This is a genomic window from Streptomyces phytophilus (assembly GCF_013870535.1).
GTDB lineage: Bacteria > Actinomycetota > Actinomycetes > Streptomycetales > Streptomycetaceae > Streptomyces > Streptomyces phytophilus.
On sequence record NZ_JACBXC010000043.1, the window covers coordinates 1 to 15615 of the forward strand.

The following is a 15615-nucleotide window of genomic DNA, read 5'->3' on the forward strand; positions in this document are numbered from 1 at the left end:
CCAAGGCGGAGGCGGAGGCGGCGAGTTCGCCGCAGGCGCCGAAGGTGAACCGGAAGAAGGCGGCGGACGACGACGAGTAGGCGAGCCCTCTGGCAGGGCCCCCCGGGGTTCCGGCCCCGGGCTCCCCTCCCCTGGGTTCCCGGCCCCTGGGTTCCCGGCCCCCGGGGTCAGGCCGGGTACGCGCGGGTCTGGGTCGCCTTGACGGCCGCCCAGACCGTGGCGCCCGGGTGGAGGTCGAGTTCGGCGGCGGCGGTGGTGGTCAGGTCGGCGGCCAGGGGGAGTTCGCCGGTGAGTTCCGCGCGGATCTGGTCCGCGTGGGTTTCCAGGCCGGCCACGGCGCAGCGCCAGAGGTTGCGGGCGCTGGAGCCGGTGGGCCTCTCCCGGTGCAGGGTCACGGCGCTGGGCGGGAAGGCGACGAAGACCGGTCCTGTGAGGTCGTCGGCGGTGGTGATCGCCGGTCCGCCGTCGAGGTCGACGGTGTGGCCGCGGGCCCGCCCCCGGTAGAGGTTGAGGCCCACGAGGTGGGCGATGTAGTCGGTACGCGGATGGCGGGCGATGTCCGTGGGCGCGCCCTCCTGCACGACGCGGCCGTCCTCGATCACCACGAGCCGGTCGGCCAGCACCATCGCGTCCAGCGGGTCGTGCGTGACGAGCACGGCGACGGCCTCGAAGTCGGCGAGGTGGCGGCGGAGCTGCGCGCGCACGTCGAGGCGGGTACGGGCGTCGAGGGCGGCCAGCGGTTCGTCGAGGAGCAGCAGCCGGGGGCGGGTGGCCAGGGCGCGGGCGAGGGCGACGCGCTGGGCCTGGCCGCCGGAGAGCCGGCGGGGCTTGGCGGCGGCGTGCTCCGCGAGGTCCATCCGCGCCAGCCAGCCGGCGGCCTCGGCACGGGCCTCGGCCTTGGTGGCGCCGTGGCAGCGGGGGCCGAAGGCGACGTTGTCCAGCGCGCTGAGGTGCGGGAAGAGCAGGTAGTCCTGGAAGACGACGCCGACCGGGCGGTCCTCCGGGGGCGTACGGTCCAACTCCGCGGCGTCGAGGCGCAGATGCCCGTCCGTGAGCGGGACGAGCCCGGCGAGGGCGCGCAGGGCGGTGGTCTTGCCGGCGCCGTTGGGGCCGAGGAGGGCGACGACGTCGCCGGGGCGGGCGGTGAGCGCGAGGTCGAGCCGGAAGGCGCCGCGCTCGACCACGAGCCGGGCGTCGAGCCCGTCCCCTGCGCGTACCGGATCTCCGTCGCGTACCGGCTCTCCTGCGCGTACCGAATCCCCTCGGTCCACCGGGCCCCCTCCGCGTGCCACGTCTCCTCCGCGTGCCGGATCGTCGCTCATGCCGAGGTCATCCACCGGTCCCGCAGCCCCGCCAGCACCGCCACCGACACCGCGAGCAGCACCAGGCTCAGCGCGATCGCCGCCTCCGGGTCGCTCTGCAGCGCGAGGTAGACGGACAGCGGCATCGTCTGCGTACGCCCCGGGAAGTTGCCCGCGAACGTGATCGTGGCGCCGAACTCGCCCAGCGCCCGCGCCCACGCCAGCACCGCCCCGGCCGCGATGCCCGGCGCGACGAGCGGCAGGGTGACGCGGCGGAAGGCGGTGAAGCGGGAGGCGCCGAGGGTGGTGGCGGCCTCCTCGTAGCGGGGGTCCGCGGCCCGTAGCGTGCCCTCGACGGCGATGACGAGGAACGGCATCGCCACGAACGCCTCGGCGACCACCACGCCCGCGGTCGTGAACGGCAGCGTGACGCCGAACCAGTCGTCCAGCCACCGCCCCACGACCCCGTTGCGCCCCAGGGCCATCAGCAGCGCCACGCCCCCGACCACCGGCGGCAGCACCAGCGGCAGCGTCACCAGCGCCCGCACGAGCCCGCGCCCGGGGAACTCCACCCGCGCCAGCAGCCACGCCAGCGGCACCCCGATGACCAGGCTCAGCGCGGTCGCCGCGGTCGCGCACACGAGGGAGAGCCGCAGCGCCTGCCACACCTCGGCGCTGGTCAGCAGCTCCGGCATGCTGCTCCACGGGGCGCGGAGGAGGAGGGCGAGGAGCGGCAGGACGAGGAAGGCGAGGCCGAGCAGCGCGGGTACGAGCAGGGGCAGCGGCGCGGCGGTGCGGACGCGGGTCCGCTTCCCGGGCTTGGACTTGGGACGCCTGGAGGGGGCGGGGCCACCGGTCAGGACGTCCCGCGGACCACCGCCTCCGCCGTCGCTACCGCCCGTACCCGCGCCCGCGGTGGAAGGGGGTGTCACGGCTTGAGGAACCCGGCCCCGGTCAGCACCTTCTGCCCCTCGGCGGACCGCACCAGTTCGACGAACGCCTCGGCGGCGGCGGTGTTCGGCGCGTCCTTGAGCAGCGTGATCGGGTAGTCGTTGATGGCGTCGGCCGACTCGGGGAAGTCCACGCCCTCGACCTTGCCGCCCGCGGCCCGCACGTCGGTCTTGTAGACGACGGCGGCGTCGGCCTCCTTCAGCACCACCTTGTTGAGGGCGGACTTGACGTCCTCCTCGTACGACACGGGGGTGAGCTTCAGCGAGCCGGCGTTCAGGGCCTTCTGCGCGGCGGACCCGCAGGGCACCGCCTCGTCGCAGAGCACGACCTTCAGGCCCGGTTCTGTGAGGTCCTCCAGGGAGGCGACCCCGTCCGGGTTGCCGGGCAGGGTGGCGATCTCCAGCCGGTTGCGGACGAAGGTCTCGGGGGTGCCGGCGGCGACGCCGGCGTCCGTGACGATCTCCATGGTGGTGGGGCTGGCGGAGGCGAAGACGTCGGCGGGGGCGCCGCCGGTGATGCTCGCGGCCAGGGCGTCGCTGCCGCCGAAGCTGAACGTCACCTTCGTACCGGGGTGGTCCCGCTCGAACTGCGCGCCGAGCTCCTCGAAGCTCTCGGTGAGCGAGGCGGCGGCGAAGACGGTGACCTCGCCGGACAGCTCACCGGAAGCGGCGCCGGCATCGTCCTTGCCCGCCTCGGAACCGGAGCCGGAGTCGGAGCAGGCGCTCAGCACGAGCAGGGCGGCGGCGCCCACGCCGGCCGCCAGAAGCACGGGACGGTTGCTGCTACGGGTCCTCACAGGTCAACTCCCTGACGTCTAGGGTCTCTCGACGACCACGTTGGTCGACTTGATCACTGCCACCGCCGGCACACCCGGCGCCAGCCCCAGCTCCTCGGCCGACTCCCGGCTGACCATGGACACCACCCGGAACGGCCCCGCCTGGATCTCCACCTGCGCCGAGACGTCCCCCATGTGCACGTCGGTGACGATCCCGGCGAAGCGGTTGCGGGCGGAGGATCCGGTGGACCCCCGCTCCGTCGAGCGCATCTCCCGCGCGTACGCCGCGAGCGCCGCCCCGGGGATGATCCGGCGCCCCGCCTCGTCGCGCTCGGCGGCCAGCTTCCCGGCGTCGACCAGGCGCCTGACGGTGTCGGCGCTGACACCGAGCAGGGCGGCGGCGTCTCCCATCCGGTACGTGTACATGCGCCGATGATAATGCCGCATCTGCAAGGTAAAAGTCACTGGATGCTCAGCACACGCCAAGCGATACGAGAATGTAGCTTGCATATGCGTTCTACGACGGTGACCCGCAGCTCACCCCGGCCGGCACTCGCCCGTGTTCCGCGTCTCGGAGCACAGGCCGTGGCCCTGGTCGCGGATGATGTCGCGGCCGGTCTGCTGGGTGAGGAAGTTCAGGAACGCCGCGGCGACGGAGCCCGCCGGCGGCTCGCCGTAGGTGTACGCGAACTCCGTCTGCCAGTACGGGTAACCGGCGTCCTCGACGCCCGCCGCGGTCGGCTCCCTGCCGTCGATCCGCACCTTGACCAGCTCGCCGGCCGCCCGGTGCCCGGCCGCCCCCGCGGCCTCGCTGTAGCCGATCGCACCGGACCCGGCGGCGGTCGCGTCGAGCATCGTGTCCGTACTGCTGACCTCGCAGCGCCCGTACGTCCGCGTGCCGAGCGCGGCGCAGTCGGTCTCGGTGAACTGCGGCGGCTCCTTGCCGTCCAGCACCTTCGCGACGAGGGTGCTGCGGGTGCCGGAGCCGGGTTCGCGGTTGACGAGGTGGACGGGCACCTCGTTGCCGCCCAGCTCGGACCAGTTCTCGACCCGGCCGGCGAAGACGTCGCGTATCTGCGCGAGCGTCAGATTCTCCACGCCCGCGTCCTTGTTGACGACGAGGGTGAAGACGGAGAAGGCGACCGGCCGCGGTATCAGCCGCGGGTGGCCGGCGGAGGCGAGGCCGTCGGTGAAGGCGAGGTGGTCGCCGAGCCCCTTGCCGACCGGGACCTCCGCCGCCGCGCCCGCCTCGTCCAGGTCGGTCACACCGTCCGTACTGCCGCGGAACGTGTCGTCCGCCAGCGGAATCGACACGCCCGCCCCCTCGCACCGGTCGAGGTAGTCGTCGGCCGCGGCCCGTACGGCGGGCGCGAAGGCGGTGGACCCGTGCAGGTGCAGCGTGCCGCCGACACAACCCAGCGGAGGCCGCCGGTCGTCCCGCAGGAAGAGCGTGAAACTCGCCTGCACCACAACGGCGGCGATCAGCACCCAGATCGCCCACCACGCGGGCCGCGACGCGAAGACGTGGCTCTCGGTCCTGGTCGCCCGCAGCCGCAGCACCCGCGCCAGCGGGTCGTACCACCGGTCCATCCCGTCGGTCCCCTGCACGACCGGCGCCGGAAACCGGTCGGTGCCGTTGTCGTCGGGCCAGCGCTCCAGCACGACGAGCACCTTGTACTCGGCCCCGCGCGGCAGCGTCACCTTGGGCAGCTGGATGGTGCCCGTACGGTCCGCGTCGTTGTTGTGCCGCCGGAAGCCCGGCTTGGCGACGACCTCGCGCACGGCGTCGCCCTCGGTCCGTACCTCGAAGAAGAAGTCCCGCAGCACCTCGTTGCTCGGGTCGGTGAGCACCACGGCCGTGACCCGGCGGTCCCGGAAGGTGACCTTGATGCCGTGGTGGTCGACGGGGTCGGCGAGATAGTCCTCGGAGACGATCTTCACCGACCCGGCGTTCTCGATCCGCAGCAGCACGAACGACGGGTCCTTGAGCTGATGCCCGTCGTGCTGCATGTCCCCCAGCACCCCGGCGTACGGCTTGTTGGCGGCGTCGGCGGCCAGGGTGTCCATCTGCACGCGGTAACCCAGCCGCTTGCGGCCGATGACGGCGAACTCCCACAGGAACGCCACGACGGGAAACGCCAGACTGAGAATCGCGATCCACTGCTCGACCCGTTCGCCCACCGGCCCGGCCCCCTGACTCCCCTGTGAAGGAACCCAGGGTGCGGAGTGCCCACGGCAGACCGCCGGAGATGCCGGAACCGTCCGGCCAATGTTCATCCGACATCCATTTACGCCATGCCGTGTTCGCTCAGATCAGCAGGCCGCCCGTGGCGCGGAGGTTCTGGCCCGTGATCCATGCCGCGTCCGGGCCCGTCAGGTACGCGACCACCGACGCGATGTCCTCCGGGCGGCCCAGGCGTTGGAGTGCGGTCATGGCTGCCGTCTGGGTCAGGGCCTCCGGGGGGTTCGTGGCGTGGAGGAGGTCGGTTTCCGTGGCGCCGGGGGAGACCGTGTTGACCGTGATGCCGCGGGGGCCCAGTTCGCGGGCGGCGACCTGGGTGAACTGTTCGAGTACGGCCTTGCTCGCGCAGTACAGCGCGTGGCCGGGCGCCGGGACCACGGTGTTGAGGGTGGAGATGTTGACGATCCGGCCGCCGTCCGGCATCAGGGCCGCCGCCTCGCGCATCGCCAGTGCGCCGAACCTCGCGTTCGCCGTCATGACCCGGTCGAACTCCTCCGCCGTCAGCTCCGCCAGCGGCATCCGCGGGTTGACGGCGGCGTTGTTGACCAGGATGTCGAGTCCGTCGCGGACCGGGGCGAAGGCGCGGGCGAGGGCGTCCGGTTGCTCCTGGTCGGCGCGGACCGCGCGGGTGCCGGGGACGTCGCGTACGACCTCGTGTGCCGCGTCCTCGTTCTCCTTGTACGTGAAGACCACCCGCGCCCCGTCGCGCGCCAGCCGGGTCACGATCGCCCGGCCGATGCCCCGGGAACCGCCCGTCACCAGTGCCGTCCTACCGTTCAGCAGCATGCGCGGGACGCTATCCGGGCGCCGGCTCCCGGTATTGAAGGTTTGCGCACAGCGCGGTGGGCGTCAGGCCCGTCAGCTCCCGTACGTCCCGGGTGAAGTGCGGCTGGTCGGCGTAGCCGCAGGCGGCGGCGATGGCGGCGAGGCCGGACGAGGGGTCGGCCAGCCGGCCGACGGCGTGCTGGAGGCGGGCGATACGGGCCACCTGGCCCGGCGGCATGCCGATCTCGCGCTGGAAGCGCAGCTCCAGGGAGCGGCGGCTGACCCCCAGCCGGGCCGCCAGCACCGAGACGGGGATCCGGCGGCCCTGGCGCTGGAGCCGGGTCCAGGCCGCGGCGACGAGGGTGGTGGCCGGACTGCCGGTCCCCGCCTCCAGCCAGGTCCCCATCGTCTCCTCCAGTACATCCAGCCTGCCGGGCCCCGCCTCCGCCAGCCGCTCCGCCAGTTCCTCCTCCCGCCGCCGCCCCAGCACGTCCGCCAGCTCCACCGTCCCGCCCACGAACTCCCGCGCCGGCACCCCCAGCAGTGCCGCCGTCCCCGCCGGGGTGAGGCCGACGGTGACGCCCTCGCGCCACCGCCGCGTGGTGTGGATGCCGTACGCGGAGCGGGCGCCGGTGACGAGGCGGTCGGCGCCCGTGACGTCGATGACGAGGACCGTGGCGTTGACCGGCAACAGCCGGTGGCGTACGGGCGTACCGCCGCCCGCGCGGAACGCCGAGCAGCCGACGACGTACGGCGCCAGGTGGGTCGGGGCCGTGCGGGCCACGGACTCGCACGGCTCCGGCTGCCGCCGCGCCGGGATGGAGTGCACGTTCACGCTCACCACCACGATGATTCCTCAGGCCACTCCACCCCGGCAGCGGCCCACACGTGTTGATCACCCCCTCGCGACCGGTCGTGGCGGTGGGGACCCCGGCGGCCGGGGCGGAAGCTGGCTGTCATCCAGTCAGTCGTCCAATCACTTCCGGCCAGACTGCGGCCACCGATAAGGGCGACTGTTGAAAGCGCTGGTGACCCTGCGCACAGTTCTCCTTACACAGCAGGTTCGATCCGGCGCGTGGCGCTGGTCGCGTCTGCAGAGTCGAGCGAGGGGGTAGATCTTGCGTTCCGGGGAGGAATTCGCCGACCGCTACGTCCTCAAGGAGGTCATCGGCGCGGGGCGCGGCGGCGATGTGTGGCTGGCACACGACACAGTGGTGGGTCAGGACGTCGCGCTGAAGCCGGAGCAGACGGACGGCGAGGGCGAGACAGCGGTGCGTCGGCTGTTGGGCGAGCCGCGGACCATGGCCAAGTTCCGCGACCATCCTCACGTCGTGACCCTGTACGACGTCGTCGCCGTGGCGTCGGAGGCCGACGGGGGCGACGCGGACACGTACTGGTTCGTCATGGAGTACGTGCCCGGCGGCGGCCTGGACCGGCACCCGCCGGTCTCCCCCGAACAGGCGGCCCGCATCGGCGCCCAACTCGCCGACGCGCTGGTCGCCCTGCACGAGGAAGGCATCGTTCACTGCGATGTCAAGCCTGCGAACATCGGCCTCACGCGGCGCGGCGACGCGAAGTTGCTGGACTTCGGAGCGGCCTACCGGGTCGGCGGCCGCGAGACCATCACGTTCAACGGCCCCTTCAGCTACACGCCGGACTACGCAGCTCCTGAACTGGCCCGAGGCAGTGTCCCCCGGCCGGTATCGGACGTGTTCTGCCTGGCGGCCACCCTCTACGCCCTGGTCACCGGTGCGCCGCCGCGTGGCAGCGAGCCAGGGGAGAGGGAGAGCAACGACCACCGGGAGGACACGGACTCCGAGGAGAACACCCGGAGTCTGAGGCACTTACAGGCCGAGCAGGGCTTCGTCGAGTTGGACACCGATGCCGTGGGGCCGCTGTACCCCGCGCTCGCCGCCATGCTCCGACGCAACCCTCGACAGCGCCCCGATGCCACGGAGGCCAAGCAACTGCTGGAGGACGTCGCCGCAGCCGGCCCTCGGTCCTCAAAGGACACGGCTTCAGCACTCGGGGGCGCTGCCGCCGCCGACACCCTCACCAAGCGCCGACGCCGGCCACTGCTCGCAGCCGCGCTCGGTGTCGGTGCTGTGATGGCTCTGGCACTCGTCCTCATCCCCGGCGGCGACGACGAGGACGGAAAGCCCGCGTCCGAGGACGGCCAGGGCGGGCAACCGGGGGCGCAGGCCCTGATCGGCAGCCCGCACACGGCGAACGTGTGTGCCCTCTCCGACACCTCCGTTCTCGACCAGTTCGCCGGCAAGGACGTCCGCAAGGATGTGGACTACGGGAACTTCGACCGCTGCGACGTGCTGGTAGAAGTCGACGATGAGACCCGGATCGACGTAAAGATCCGCCTCCTTCAGAGCGCGCCGCCCCAGGGGGCCGAACCCTTCCGCACGATCGGGAGGATCGACATCGTCGAAGACGAGGCCGAGAACGATGAGTGCAGCCGGCTGCTGACCACCGGCGGCAGCACCGGGGAAACGGTGGTCCAGGTCCGCGTCAACATGGGCGAAGGCTCAGTGAACGGCGGCAACGCCACCCTGTGTACGGTCGCCGAAAGAGCCGCTGTGAGCGCGGCCGAGGTCCTCGACGCCGGTCCGATCCCCCGCCGTGCATCGGCTTACCCGCAAACCTCGCTGGTCTGGGGGAATGCCTGCAAACTCCTCGACGCCACCGCGCTGTCCGTCGTTCCCGGCCTCAGGGCCGACGTGCCGGACGCCGCAATCGCGAACTGGAGCTGCGAGTGGTCCAGCACCGTCGACGAACTCGATGCAGCGGTGAGCTTCTTCCGGGACCAGCCCGGCTCCGCTCAGGACGGCACGGTCCTCACACTCAGTGGATATCGCACGGTCGTCAAAACGAACGACGAAGGCGACACCTGTAGCGCGCTTGTCGAGCACCACAGGTACCAGGGCCAGGATGGCGTGACCGCCGCCGAGATGGTGCGCCTCGACGTCCACGGTGAGCGTCCCGCCGAGGATCTCTGCGGGATGGCGAAGGACCTCGCGGCATCCGCCGCCGCCCGACTCCGCGCGCGATAGGGCTCCGCCGTGTGAGCTGCGGGTTACCGCGGGCCGAAGGCGCCGGTCCGCTGCCGTGAATGGTGAGCGGCCCCCCGCTCAAGTCGCCGTTCTGATGAACGAGGCCCAGACGAGCTTGCCGAGGCCGTCGCGGTCGCGCGTGCCCCACTCGTCGGCGAGGGCGTCGACCAATTGGAGGCCGCGGCCGTGGTCGTCGGTGGGGGCGGGGTGGCGCAGGTACGGGGATGCGCCGCTGGCGTCGTGGACTTCGATGCGGACGGCGCCGTCGTCGACGGCGACGTGGACACGGAGCTGGCGGCCCCTCGGCGTGCCGTGCACCAGGGCGTTGGTCACCAGCTCGGAGACGCACACGCGGATGTCGTCGGCGCGGTCGGGACCCACAGCCGCGCCCACGCGGGCCGCGACGAAGTCACGCGCCTGACCGACCGAACGGGGACTCCGGACGAACTGGCGCGCATACGTGGTCATGGTTCTTGCCTCGTTCCGAGTGGGGCAGTTCGTGATTTCACTCACACCCTGGCCGAGCCGTGCGTAGGCTCGAAAGGGCTGGAGGCATTCCAAGCAATGTGGCAAGAAAGGGAATTGCACAGGTGACCGAAAGGGCCGGTCAGGAACGAAGCCACGCGAATGGTGCCGCGTATTTCGGCCAGGAGACGCGGGCGTTACGGGAATCCCTGGGGCTTTCCCAGGGTCAGTTCGCGGAAGAGTTGCACTACCAGCAGGCGCAGGTCAGCACAGGTCGAGAACGGCGTCGTCCTGGCGTCCGAAGCCTTCGCGGAGGCCATGGACCGGGTGGCCACCACGCCCGGTGTCTATGCCCGGCTGCGTACCAAGCTGAGCAAGCAGGGGCACCCGGAGTGGTTCATCCCCTACGTCGAGCTGGAGAGGACCGCGGCGAAGATCGAGGATTACTCGAACGCGTTCGTCATGGGTCCGCTACAGACCGCGGCGTACGCCGAAGCCGTCTACCGGTCGGCGAACCCACGCGAGACGGACGCGCAGATCAAGCAGAGGGTCGAGCTCCGGCTGCGCCGCCGCGAGGTGCTGGAACGTAAGGATCCTCCCCTGCTGTGGGTGATCCTTCACGAATCCGTCCTGCGGACAGTCGTCGGCAGCAGAGCCATCATGGTCGAACAGTTGGAGCACTTGCTCACGATGGCTGCCAGCCCTCATATCTGCCTGCAAGTCCTCCCGTTCACGGCGGGTACCCCCGCGTCGGGACTGTCGTTTATCCTGCTTGCGCAGGCCGACGGGGCGGCAGTCCTGTATTCGGAAACGACCGGCCACGGGTATGTGAACGACTCTGCGACGGCCGTAGGCGAGTGGACGGCCACGTACGATCGGCTGCGCGCTTCGGCCGAGTCAGAGGCCCGGTCACTGCGCCTCATGCACTCGATCATGGAGGAGCACGCGAATGAGCAGCACGCCAAACCCGCGTGACATGCGTTGGATCAGCAGCACCTACAGCGACGGTCAGGGCGGCAACTGCGTCCAGTGGGCACCCGACCACGCGCGTGCGACGGGTGAGTTCCTGGTCCGCGACAGCAAGGACCCGCACGGCCCGCACCTGACGCTGACCCGCGAGGGGTTCGCCGGGCTCGTGGAGTTCGCCAAGCGCCACGGCTGACCCGCGCCACTCACCGACCCGAGTAACCGGCCCTCGCCTCAGGGCGGGGGCCGCGATCTACTCCCCAGGCGGTCACAGGAGTTACAGTCGGGGCCCGGACCGCGGCGACCTGAGCCATCCCGCAATGTTTCACGGCGGCCCGAGCCCGGCCCGTGCGTGTGCACGGCGGGGCAACTGCCCTCGCCGCTGCCGGTGCCGGTGCCGGTGAGCGCAGCCGCCGAGCCATGCCGGGTCCCCTCTCGCGGGAGCTGATCACCCCAGTACGTCTCACGGCGAACCGAGTGTGCTTCGTGCTCGTACGACGAGCCGGTGCGCATCGGCGCCGTACACCGCGGAGTCGCGCAGTGTCTCCCAGGTGCGCAGGTAGAGGTCGATGCTGCCGGTGTCCTCGATCCACAGCTCGGCGTGCCAGTCCTCAACGACGACCAGGCGCTCGTCGTAGATCCAGAAGCCGTTCGACGGGTGGATCTTCAAGGATGCGGCGGCCGGAACGACTGCCAGTTCGACGGTGTCCAGCCCGATGACGCTGACGAGCCGGTCGAGCTGCGCGGCCAGCACCGCGTGCGGGCAGACGACGGCGTAGAGCACCGGCTCCCAGATCATGATCTGGTACTGCCGGCCCGCCTCGTAGAGCCCTTCCTGACGCTGGATGCGGGCACGTACGGCCGCTTCGGTATCGCGGGGGGACTTCATCAGGGCTGCGTGCCGGGTGAAGACGTTGCGGGCGTAGTCGGCGGTCTGGAGCATGCCCGGCATGACGCTGTTCTCCCAGATCCGCAGTGTCGTGGTGCGGGCGTGCTCGGCAGTGATGGCGTCTTGGACCGGGCGGTGCCCGGTGGCGAGCTGCCGGCGCCAGGAGCGGATGTGGGATTCGAAAGCCCGCAGTCGTGCCCGCAGTTCGTCGACTGCCTCGGGCTGCCCGGTCGCGCGTGCCCAGGCGCGCAGGTCGTCTTCCGTGGCCGTCTGCCGACCGGTCTCCAGCTTGCTGATCTTCGACTGCTGCCAGCCGAGCCGCGCGGCGAGCTGGGCACCGGTGAGCCGCCCTTCGGGCCCGAGCAGCCGGAGTTCCCGGAGACGGTCTCCGAGAGCGGCGCGGGCCTGCTGGTAGTCGGTGGTCACCGGCGCCCTCGCTCAGCGCCCGGGGGGCAGTTCGGCCGCGAACGTGTCGTACGCCACCGCGTGGTGCCAAGCGGCGTCGCGGATCTGGGCATAGCAGTTGACGCGCATGGGCTCTGTGATCATCTCGACGTCGAGGAGGTTGTCCTCGCCGTCGAAGTTCAAGAGCGCCGCCAGCCGGGAGTCGAACAGCCAGAAGTCTTCCGGGGGGAGGCGCAGGCGGTCGGCCTCGGCGCGGGGAAGGTTGCGGATGTCCTCGCCGGCGGCGCAGTTACGGCGCGCGTTGTCGAGCAGGTACAACTGTCCGGTGGTCGGCGGGTCGTCCACCAGGCGTACGCGCTCGAAGCGTTTGCCCTGCCCGGTCTGCCGGCGGACGTTGGTGCACCAGTCGTCGTCGTAGTCCCACTGCACCGGCTCACCGGCCGCGAACTGCTCCCAGGTGTCGGTCTCCTCGTCGCTGGCGTAGCGGCGCCGGGTCTCCAGCCGCCACGCGGTGTGCTCGAAGGTCTCGAAGAGGTGGAGGAACTCATCCACGCTCACCAGTTTCGGGGCGCGCGGCTTGGGGCCGAAGTCGACTAAGACGTCGCGCGGTAGGCGCACGGCGACTTCCCCCTGGTCGAGGTGCTGGAGCTGCGCCAGTTCCCCGGGGTCGGTGACCGGCGTGCCGTGGACGATCACATCGCCGCTGTCGAGGTCTTCGTGCACTGAGGGGCAGCCGCCGCCCCCTGAGCCGCCGGAACCGCTCCCGTTGTACCGCAGTCGTGCCATGGGCTGCTCCCTTCGTCGGGTCAGTGGTACGAGCATCGCCGCGGTTCCCTACGTGCACACGGGCCCTACCTGCACTGCGTAAGAATATCCGCGCAAGAGCAGGCAGGAGCCTCGCATATTCGAGAATCCTCGCTGCCGCCGACGTCGCCGTCCATCTACGGTGCCGGACATGGCACAGACCCCGGCGGACCCGTACCCGGCTGCGGAACAGCGCCGCGACGCGCTCGCCCCGGCGGGCATAGTCCCGCAGTCGCTCGCCGGGGTGGTCAGAGCCGGAGGTGACTGCGGTGGGAAGTGCCCGCCGACTCAGCCCCGGATCCCCGCCCCGGGCGGCCCGGGGCGCGCTTGAGAGGAGGCACCCGACCATGCACCTCCCGAACCCTTCGGCGTTGAACCTCGTCTTGTCCGGGGACCCGGGCGACAAGGACGACAACACCGATATCGAGGACGGTGACGGCCAAGGCGGCAACCCGTCGCCCGGCCACCGCTGAAATCCCCGGAGATGCCGGCCCTTGCGGCTGCGTTCCCGCGGGGCCGGCCCGGAATCGACAGGAGCACCATGGGCGGCGAGCAGACCGGCCACGGCAGGGTCACCGTCTTCCCGCTCACGCACCACTGGCCGGACCGCCGCTGCCTGCTCGCGTACACCACCACCGGCGACTTCGGGACCACCGCGATCGTCGGCGCACTGCCGGTGCCGGAACTGGAGCACCCTGACCTGCTGGCCGTCGCCGCCGACCACCACCCCCAGGGCCTCTATGGCTCCCGCGGCGGGCACGAAGTCGCCTGCGCCGGCTGGGTCATCTGCACCGGCTGGTCCGCCCGCATCGGCGGCTCCGGTCCCCGCCTCGACATCCCGACGCCGGATGGAGCCTGCGCCTGCACCGCCGCATCGAACTGGCCCATCAGATGTACGGCCACGACGTACTGCACACGGGCACCTTCACCCTCAGCGACAACGAACTGATGAGACAAGCCCTTCAACTCGTCCGCTGAGCATCCGCCGGCAGCCCCGCCGCGATCTACTCCCCGGGCGGTCACAGGAGTTACAGTCGGGGCCCTGACCGCGGCGACGGGAGGCATCCCGCTATGGCGACCCCGACTCCCTTTCCCCGCAGGCGGTTTCTGCTCGCGAGTGGGGCCACCGCCGCCGGGCTCGCCCTCGCCGCGCCGGGTGTCGGTGTCGCCGCCCCCGCCGAGAGTCCCGAAGCCCTGCTCTACCACCGGCTCCTGCTGCGGCACACCCGCTGGGTCGAGACGCAGTGGGACGCCGCCGCCGGGCGCTACCCCCTCGCCGACTTCCGCTTCGTCAGCGTCCTCGGCAACGCGGTGCTCCTCACCCACGGCACGTACGACGCCGACCTCGCCGGCGTCGACCGCGACACCCTCGCCGACCACACCGTACGGACCATCCGGCACTTCGCCGCCACCAACTTCTGGGCCACCGGCGCGAGCTGGGGCGGTGGCGGGTACGAGTGGGGCGGGCGGGTGTTCTGGGACGGGACGTTCGAGTCGTACTTCACCGCCGCCGCCCGGCTGCTGTGGGACGAGTTGGACGCCGCCACCCGCGCGCACGTCGACGCCATCGCCGTCCGCGGCGCGCAGTACGTCGCCGGCCTCGGCGCCGGTGAGGATCCGCGCAGCGGCGGGTGGTCGTCCAACGGGCTCGCCGGGGGCCACCGCGGCGACTCGAAGATCGAGGAGATGGGCGCCAAGTCGATGCCGCTGGCCACCGGGCTCGCGTACCACCCGGACCATCCGGACGCCGGTGCCTGGCGGGAGTGGCTGACCCGGTGGCTGTCGAACATGACGGGGCTGCCCTCCGCCGACCGCGAGAACGGCACGCTGATCGACGGCCGGCCGGTGTCCGAGTGGAACACCGCGCAGAACATGTACGAGGACCACGTCGTGGAGAACCACGGCACCTACGCGCCGATGTACCAGCAGTCCACCGGCGCGTACCCCGGGCGCAACGCCCTCCACTTCCTCATCGCCGGCGCCCCGCTGCCCGACGTGCTCGCGAAGCAGCCCAACGCCGACGGGCTCTGGCACACGATGACGCACCTCGGTACCGCCGCCGGGCTGTCCGCGCACCCCATGGTCAACGACCGCTACCACCTCTACGGCCGCGACGTACTCCCCCTGACCTGGCGCCGCATGGGCCAGGCCGACCCGTACACCGCCCGCTCCGAGCGGATGCTCGCCGCGCACCTGGAGCCGTATCTCGCGTACCCGCCCGAGGACCGGCTGACGAAGTTCAGCGGCGAGCCGAAGTACGAGCCGGAGGCGCGCGCGGAGGTGGCGACCGCCTACCTGCTGCACGCCTGGCGCGACCGGCTGCACGGCGACGTACGGCCCGTCAGCGAGGCCCGGTACTGGGCGAGCGTGGCCGGGGCCACGGACTACGGCGCCGAAGTCGGCCTCGTCGCCCACCAGTCGGCGCGCGCGCTGGCGATGGCGGTGAGCAAGGCGGGGCACGTGAAGTTCGCGTTCCTGCCCGAGCACGACGACTGGCTCTTCGACGTCACGGGAGCGGCCCCCGCGTTCCTCCCGGGCACGGCCCTCGCGGTCACCGGCCGCCGCGTCGCCCGCTACACGCGCGCCGGCGACGGCTTCGACGGCTCGGCGACGGTGCTGCGCTTCGGGACGGGTGCCGCCGGCTACGCGACCCTGCCCACAGGCGCGGTCGTGTACGCCACGTCCGGTCTCGCCGCCGACTAGGGGCGGCTGCGGCTGCACACGCTGGCCATGCCCGGCGTACGCGGCCTCGACGGCGACCGCACGTTCCACGGGCCGGGCGGCTCCGTCACCCTGGCGCCGGACGGCGGCGACGGCGGGGTGGACGAGGTGCGCTTCCCGGCCGTCGCGGCGCGGCACATACGGATCCTCGGCGTCCGGCCCGCGACGCAGTACGGCTACTCCCTCTGGCACATCGAGGCGTACGCCACCGGCACCACCCCCGGGTCCGGCGCCGACCCCGGTACCGACCTCGCCCGGGGGCGCCCCGT

General features: G+C 71.8%; 16 protein-coding genes and 1 pseudogene. 7 read left to right on the forward strand and 10 right to left on the reverse strand.

The genetic code is table 11. From position 1 onward, the window contains the following. Positions 1-167 precede the first annotated feature (167 nt). The 7 genes from H5J30_RS05040 to H5J30_RS37395 form a co-directional block, all read right to left on the reverse strand. A complete protein-coding gene (locus H5J30_RS05040) occupies positions 168-1322 on the reverse strand; it encodes an ABC transporter ATP-binding protein (RefSeq protein ID WP_374100942.1) in 1155 nt (384 codons plus the stop codon). After that, positions 1319-2233, reverse strand: a complete 915-nt coding sequence (locus tag H5J30_RS05045; protein ID WP_181785944.1) for an ABC transporter permease — start codon at positions 2231-2233, stop codon at positions 1319-1321. Before H5J30_RS05045 ends, H5J30_RS05040 begins: the two co-directional genes overlap by 4 nt. After that, positions 2230-3021, reverse strand: coding sequence for a molybdate ABC transporter substrate-binding protein (gene modA, locus H5J30_RS05050; protein WP_181785953.1), 792 nt, complete (start codon positions 3019-3021; stop codon positions 2230-2232). The genes H5J30_RS05045 and modA overlap by 4 nt, the downstream gene beginning before the upstream one ends. A gap of 45 nt (positions 3022-3066) precedes the next feature. Continuing rightward, positions 3067-3453: a TOBE domain-containing protein gene (locus H5J30_RS05055; RefSeq protein WP_181785945.1), complete on the reverse strand. Its 387-nt coding sequence runs from the start codon at positions 3451-3453 to the stop codon at positions 3067-3069. Between the two features lie 111 nt (positions 3454-3564). After that, the gene (locus tag H5J30_RS05060) at positions 3565-5208 is read right to left on the reverse strand and encodes a substrate-binding domain-containing protein (RefSeq protein ID WP_181785946.1); all 1644 of its coding nucleotides are present in this window, start codon (positions 5206-5208) and stop codon (positions 3565-3567) included. A 127-nt stretch (positions 5209-5335) separates the two neighbouring features. Then, complete coding sequence (locus tag H5J30_RS05065) at positions 5336-6055, reverse strand: SDR family oxidoreductase (RefSeq protein WP_181785947.1); 720 nt, start codon at positions 6053-6055, stop codon at positions 5336-5338. 10 nt (positions 6056-6065) lie between these two features. Further along, positions 6066-6881, reverse strand: a complete 816-nt coding sequence (locus H5J30_RS37395) for a helix-turn-helix transcriptional regulator (RefSeq protein ID WP_309505433.1) — start codon at positions 6879-6881, stop codon at positions 6066-6068. A gap of 271 nt (positions 6882-7152) precedes the next feature. Here H5J30_RS37395 and H5J30_RS05075 point away from each other — a divergent pair, with 271 nt between their 5' ends. After that, positions 7153-9096 carry a serine/threonine-protein kinase gene (locus H5J30_RS05075; protein ID WP_181785948.1) on the forward strand — a complete coding sequence of 648 codons (1944 nt, stop codon included), beginning with the start codon at positions 7153-7155 and terminating at the stop codon, positions 9094-9096. A gap of 78 nt (positions 9097-9174) precedes the next feature. On the opposite strand, the gene H5J30_RS05080 is transcribed toward H5J30_RS05075, so the two are convergent. Beyond that, entirely contained in the window at positions 9175-9564 is a 390-nt protein-coding gene (locus H5J30_RS05080; RefSeq protein ID WP_181785949.1) for an ATP-binding protein, read from the reverse strand. Positions 9565-9888: 324 nt separating this feature from the next. Between H5J30_RS05080 and H5J30_RS05085 the strand changes: the two genes are divergently transcribed. Both H5J30_RS05085 and H5J30_RS05090 read left to right on the forward strand, forming a co-directional pair. Then, complete coding sequence (locus H5J30_RS05085) at positions 9889-10536, forward strand: DUF5753 domain-containing protein (RefSeq protein ID WP_309505434.1); 648 nt, start codon at positions 9889-9891, stop codon at positions 10534-10536. Then, positions 10511-10723, forward strand: coding sequence for a DUF397 domain-containing protein (locus H5J30_RS05090; protein ID WP_181785950.1), 213 nt, complete (start codon positions 10511-10513; stop codon positions 10721-10723). The genes H5J30_RS05085 and H5J30_RS05090 overlap by 26 nt, the downstream gene beginning before the upstream one ends. A 267-nt stretch (positions 10724-10990) precedes the next feature. On the opposite strand, the gene H5J30_RS05095 is transcribed toward H5J30_RS05090, so the two are convergent. Together H5J30_RS05095 and H5J30_RS05100 are read right to left on the reverse strand one after the other, a co-directional pair. Continuing rightward, complete coding sequence (locus tag H5J30_RS05095) at positions 10991-11842, reverse strand: helix-turn-helix domain-containing protein (RefSeq protein WP_181785951.1); 852 nt, start codon at positions 11840-11842, stop codon at positions 10991-10993. Positions 11843-11854: 12 nt separating this feature from the next. Then, complete coding sequence (locus H5J30_RS05100) at positions 11855-12607, reverse strand: DUF6879 family protein (protein ID WP_181785952.1); 753 nt, start codon at positions 12605-12607, stop codon at positions 11855-11857. Positions 12608-12972: 365 nt separating this feature from the next. On the opposite strand from H5J30_RS05100, the gene H5J30_RS36405 reads away from it, so the two are divergent. The 4 genes and pseudogenes from H5J30_RS36405 to H5J30_RS36410 form a co-directional block, all read left to right on the forward strand. Then, positions 12973-13098, forward strand: a complete 126-nt coding sequence (locus H5J30_RS36405) for a hypothetical protein (protein ID WP_258563101.1) — start codon at positions 12973-12975, stop codon at positions 13096-13098. Between the two features lie 68 nt (positions 13099-13166). Further along, on the forward strand, positions 13167-13574 hold the full coding sequence (locus H5J30_RS05105) for a hypothetical protein (RefSeq protein ID WP_258563102.1): 408 nt from the start codon (positions 13167-13169) through the stop codon (positions 13572-13574). Positions 13575-13696: 122 nt separating this feature from the next. Then, positions 13697-15328 (forward strand): hypothetical protein, encoded by a 1632-nt coding sequence (locus tag H5J30_RS05110; RefSeq protein ID WP_258563103.1) that lies wholly within the window; start codon positions 13697-13699, stop codon positions 15326-15328. Positions 15329-15355: 27 nt separating this feature from the next. Further along, positions 15356-15615, forward strand: a pseudogene (locus H5J30_RS36410) (discoidin domain-containing protein); the annotation flags it as partial.

Excerpts from the sequence above, each read along its gene's own strand:
- H5J30_RS05040 (WP_374100942.1), bottom strand. The coding sequence starts at position 1,322 with ATGAGCGACGATCCGGCACGCGGAGGAGACGTGGCACGCGGAGGGGGC.
- H5J30_RS05065 (WP_181785947.1), bottom strand. The coding sequence starts at position 6,055 with ATGCTGCTGAACGGTAGGACGGCACTGGTGACGGGCGGTTCCCGGGGC.
- H5J30_RS05080 (WP_181785949.1), bottom strand. The coding sequence starts at position 9,564 with ATGACCACGTATGCGCGCCAGTTCGTCCGGAGTCCCCGTTCGGTCGGT.
- H5J30_RS05105 (WP_258563102.1), top strand. The coding sequence starts at position 13,167 with ATGGGCGGCGAGCAGACCGGCCACGGCAGGGTCACCGTCTTCCCGCTC.
- H5J30_RS05100 (WP_181785952.1), bottom strand. The coding sequence starts at position 12,607 with ATGGCACGACTGCGGTACAACGGGAGCGGTTCCGGCGGCTCAGGGGGC.
- H5J30_RS36405 (WP_258563101.1), top strand. The coding sequence starts at position 12,973 with ATGCACCTCCCGAACCCTTCGGCGTTGAACCTCGTCTTGTCCGGGGAC.
- H5J30_RS05110 (WP_258563103.1), top strand. The coding sequence starts at position 13,697 with ATGGCGACCCCGACTCCCTTTCCCCGCAGGCGGTTTCTGCTCGCGAGT.
- H5J30_RS05055 (WP_181785945.1), bottom strand. The coding sequence starts at position 3,453 with ATGTACACGTACCGGATGGGAGACGCCGCCGCCCTGCTCGGTGTCAGC.
- H5J30_RS05090 (WP_181785950.1), top strand. The coding sequence starts at position 10,511 with ATGAGCAGCACGCCAAACCCGCGTGACATGCGTTGGATCAGCAGCACC.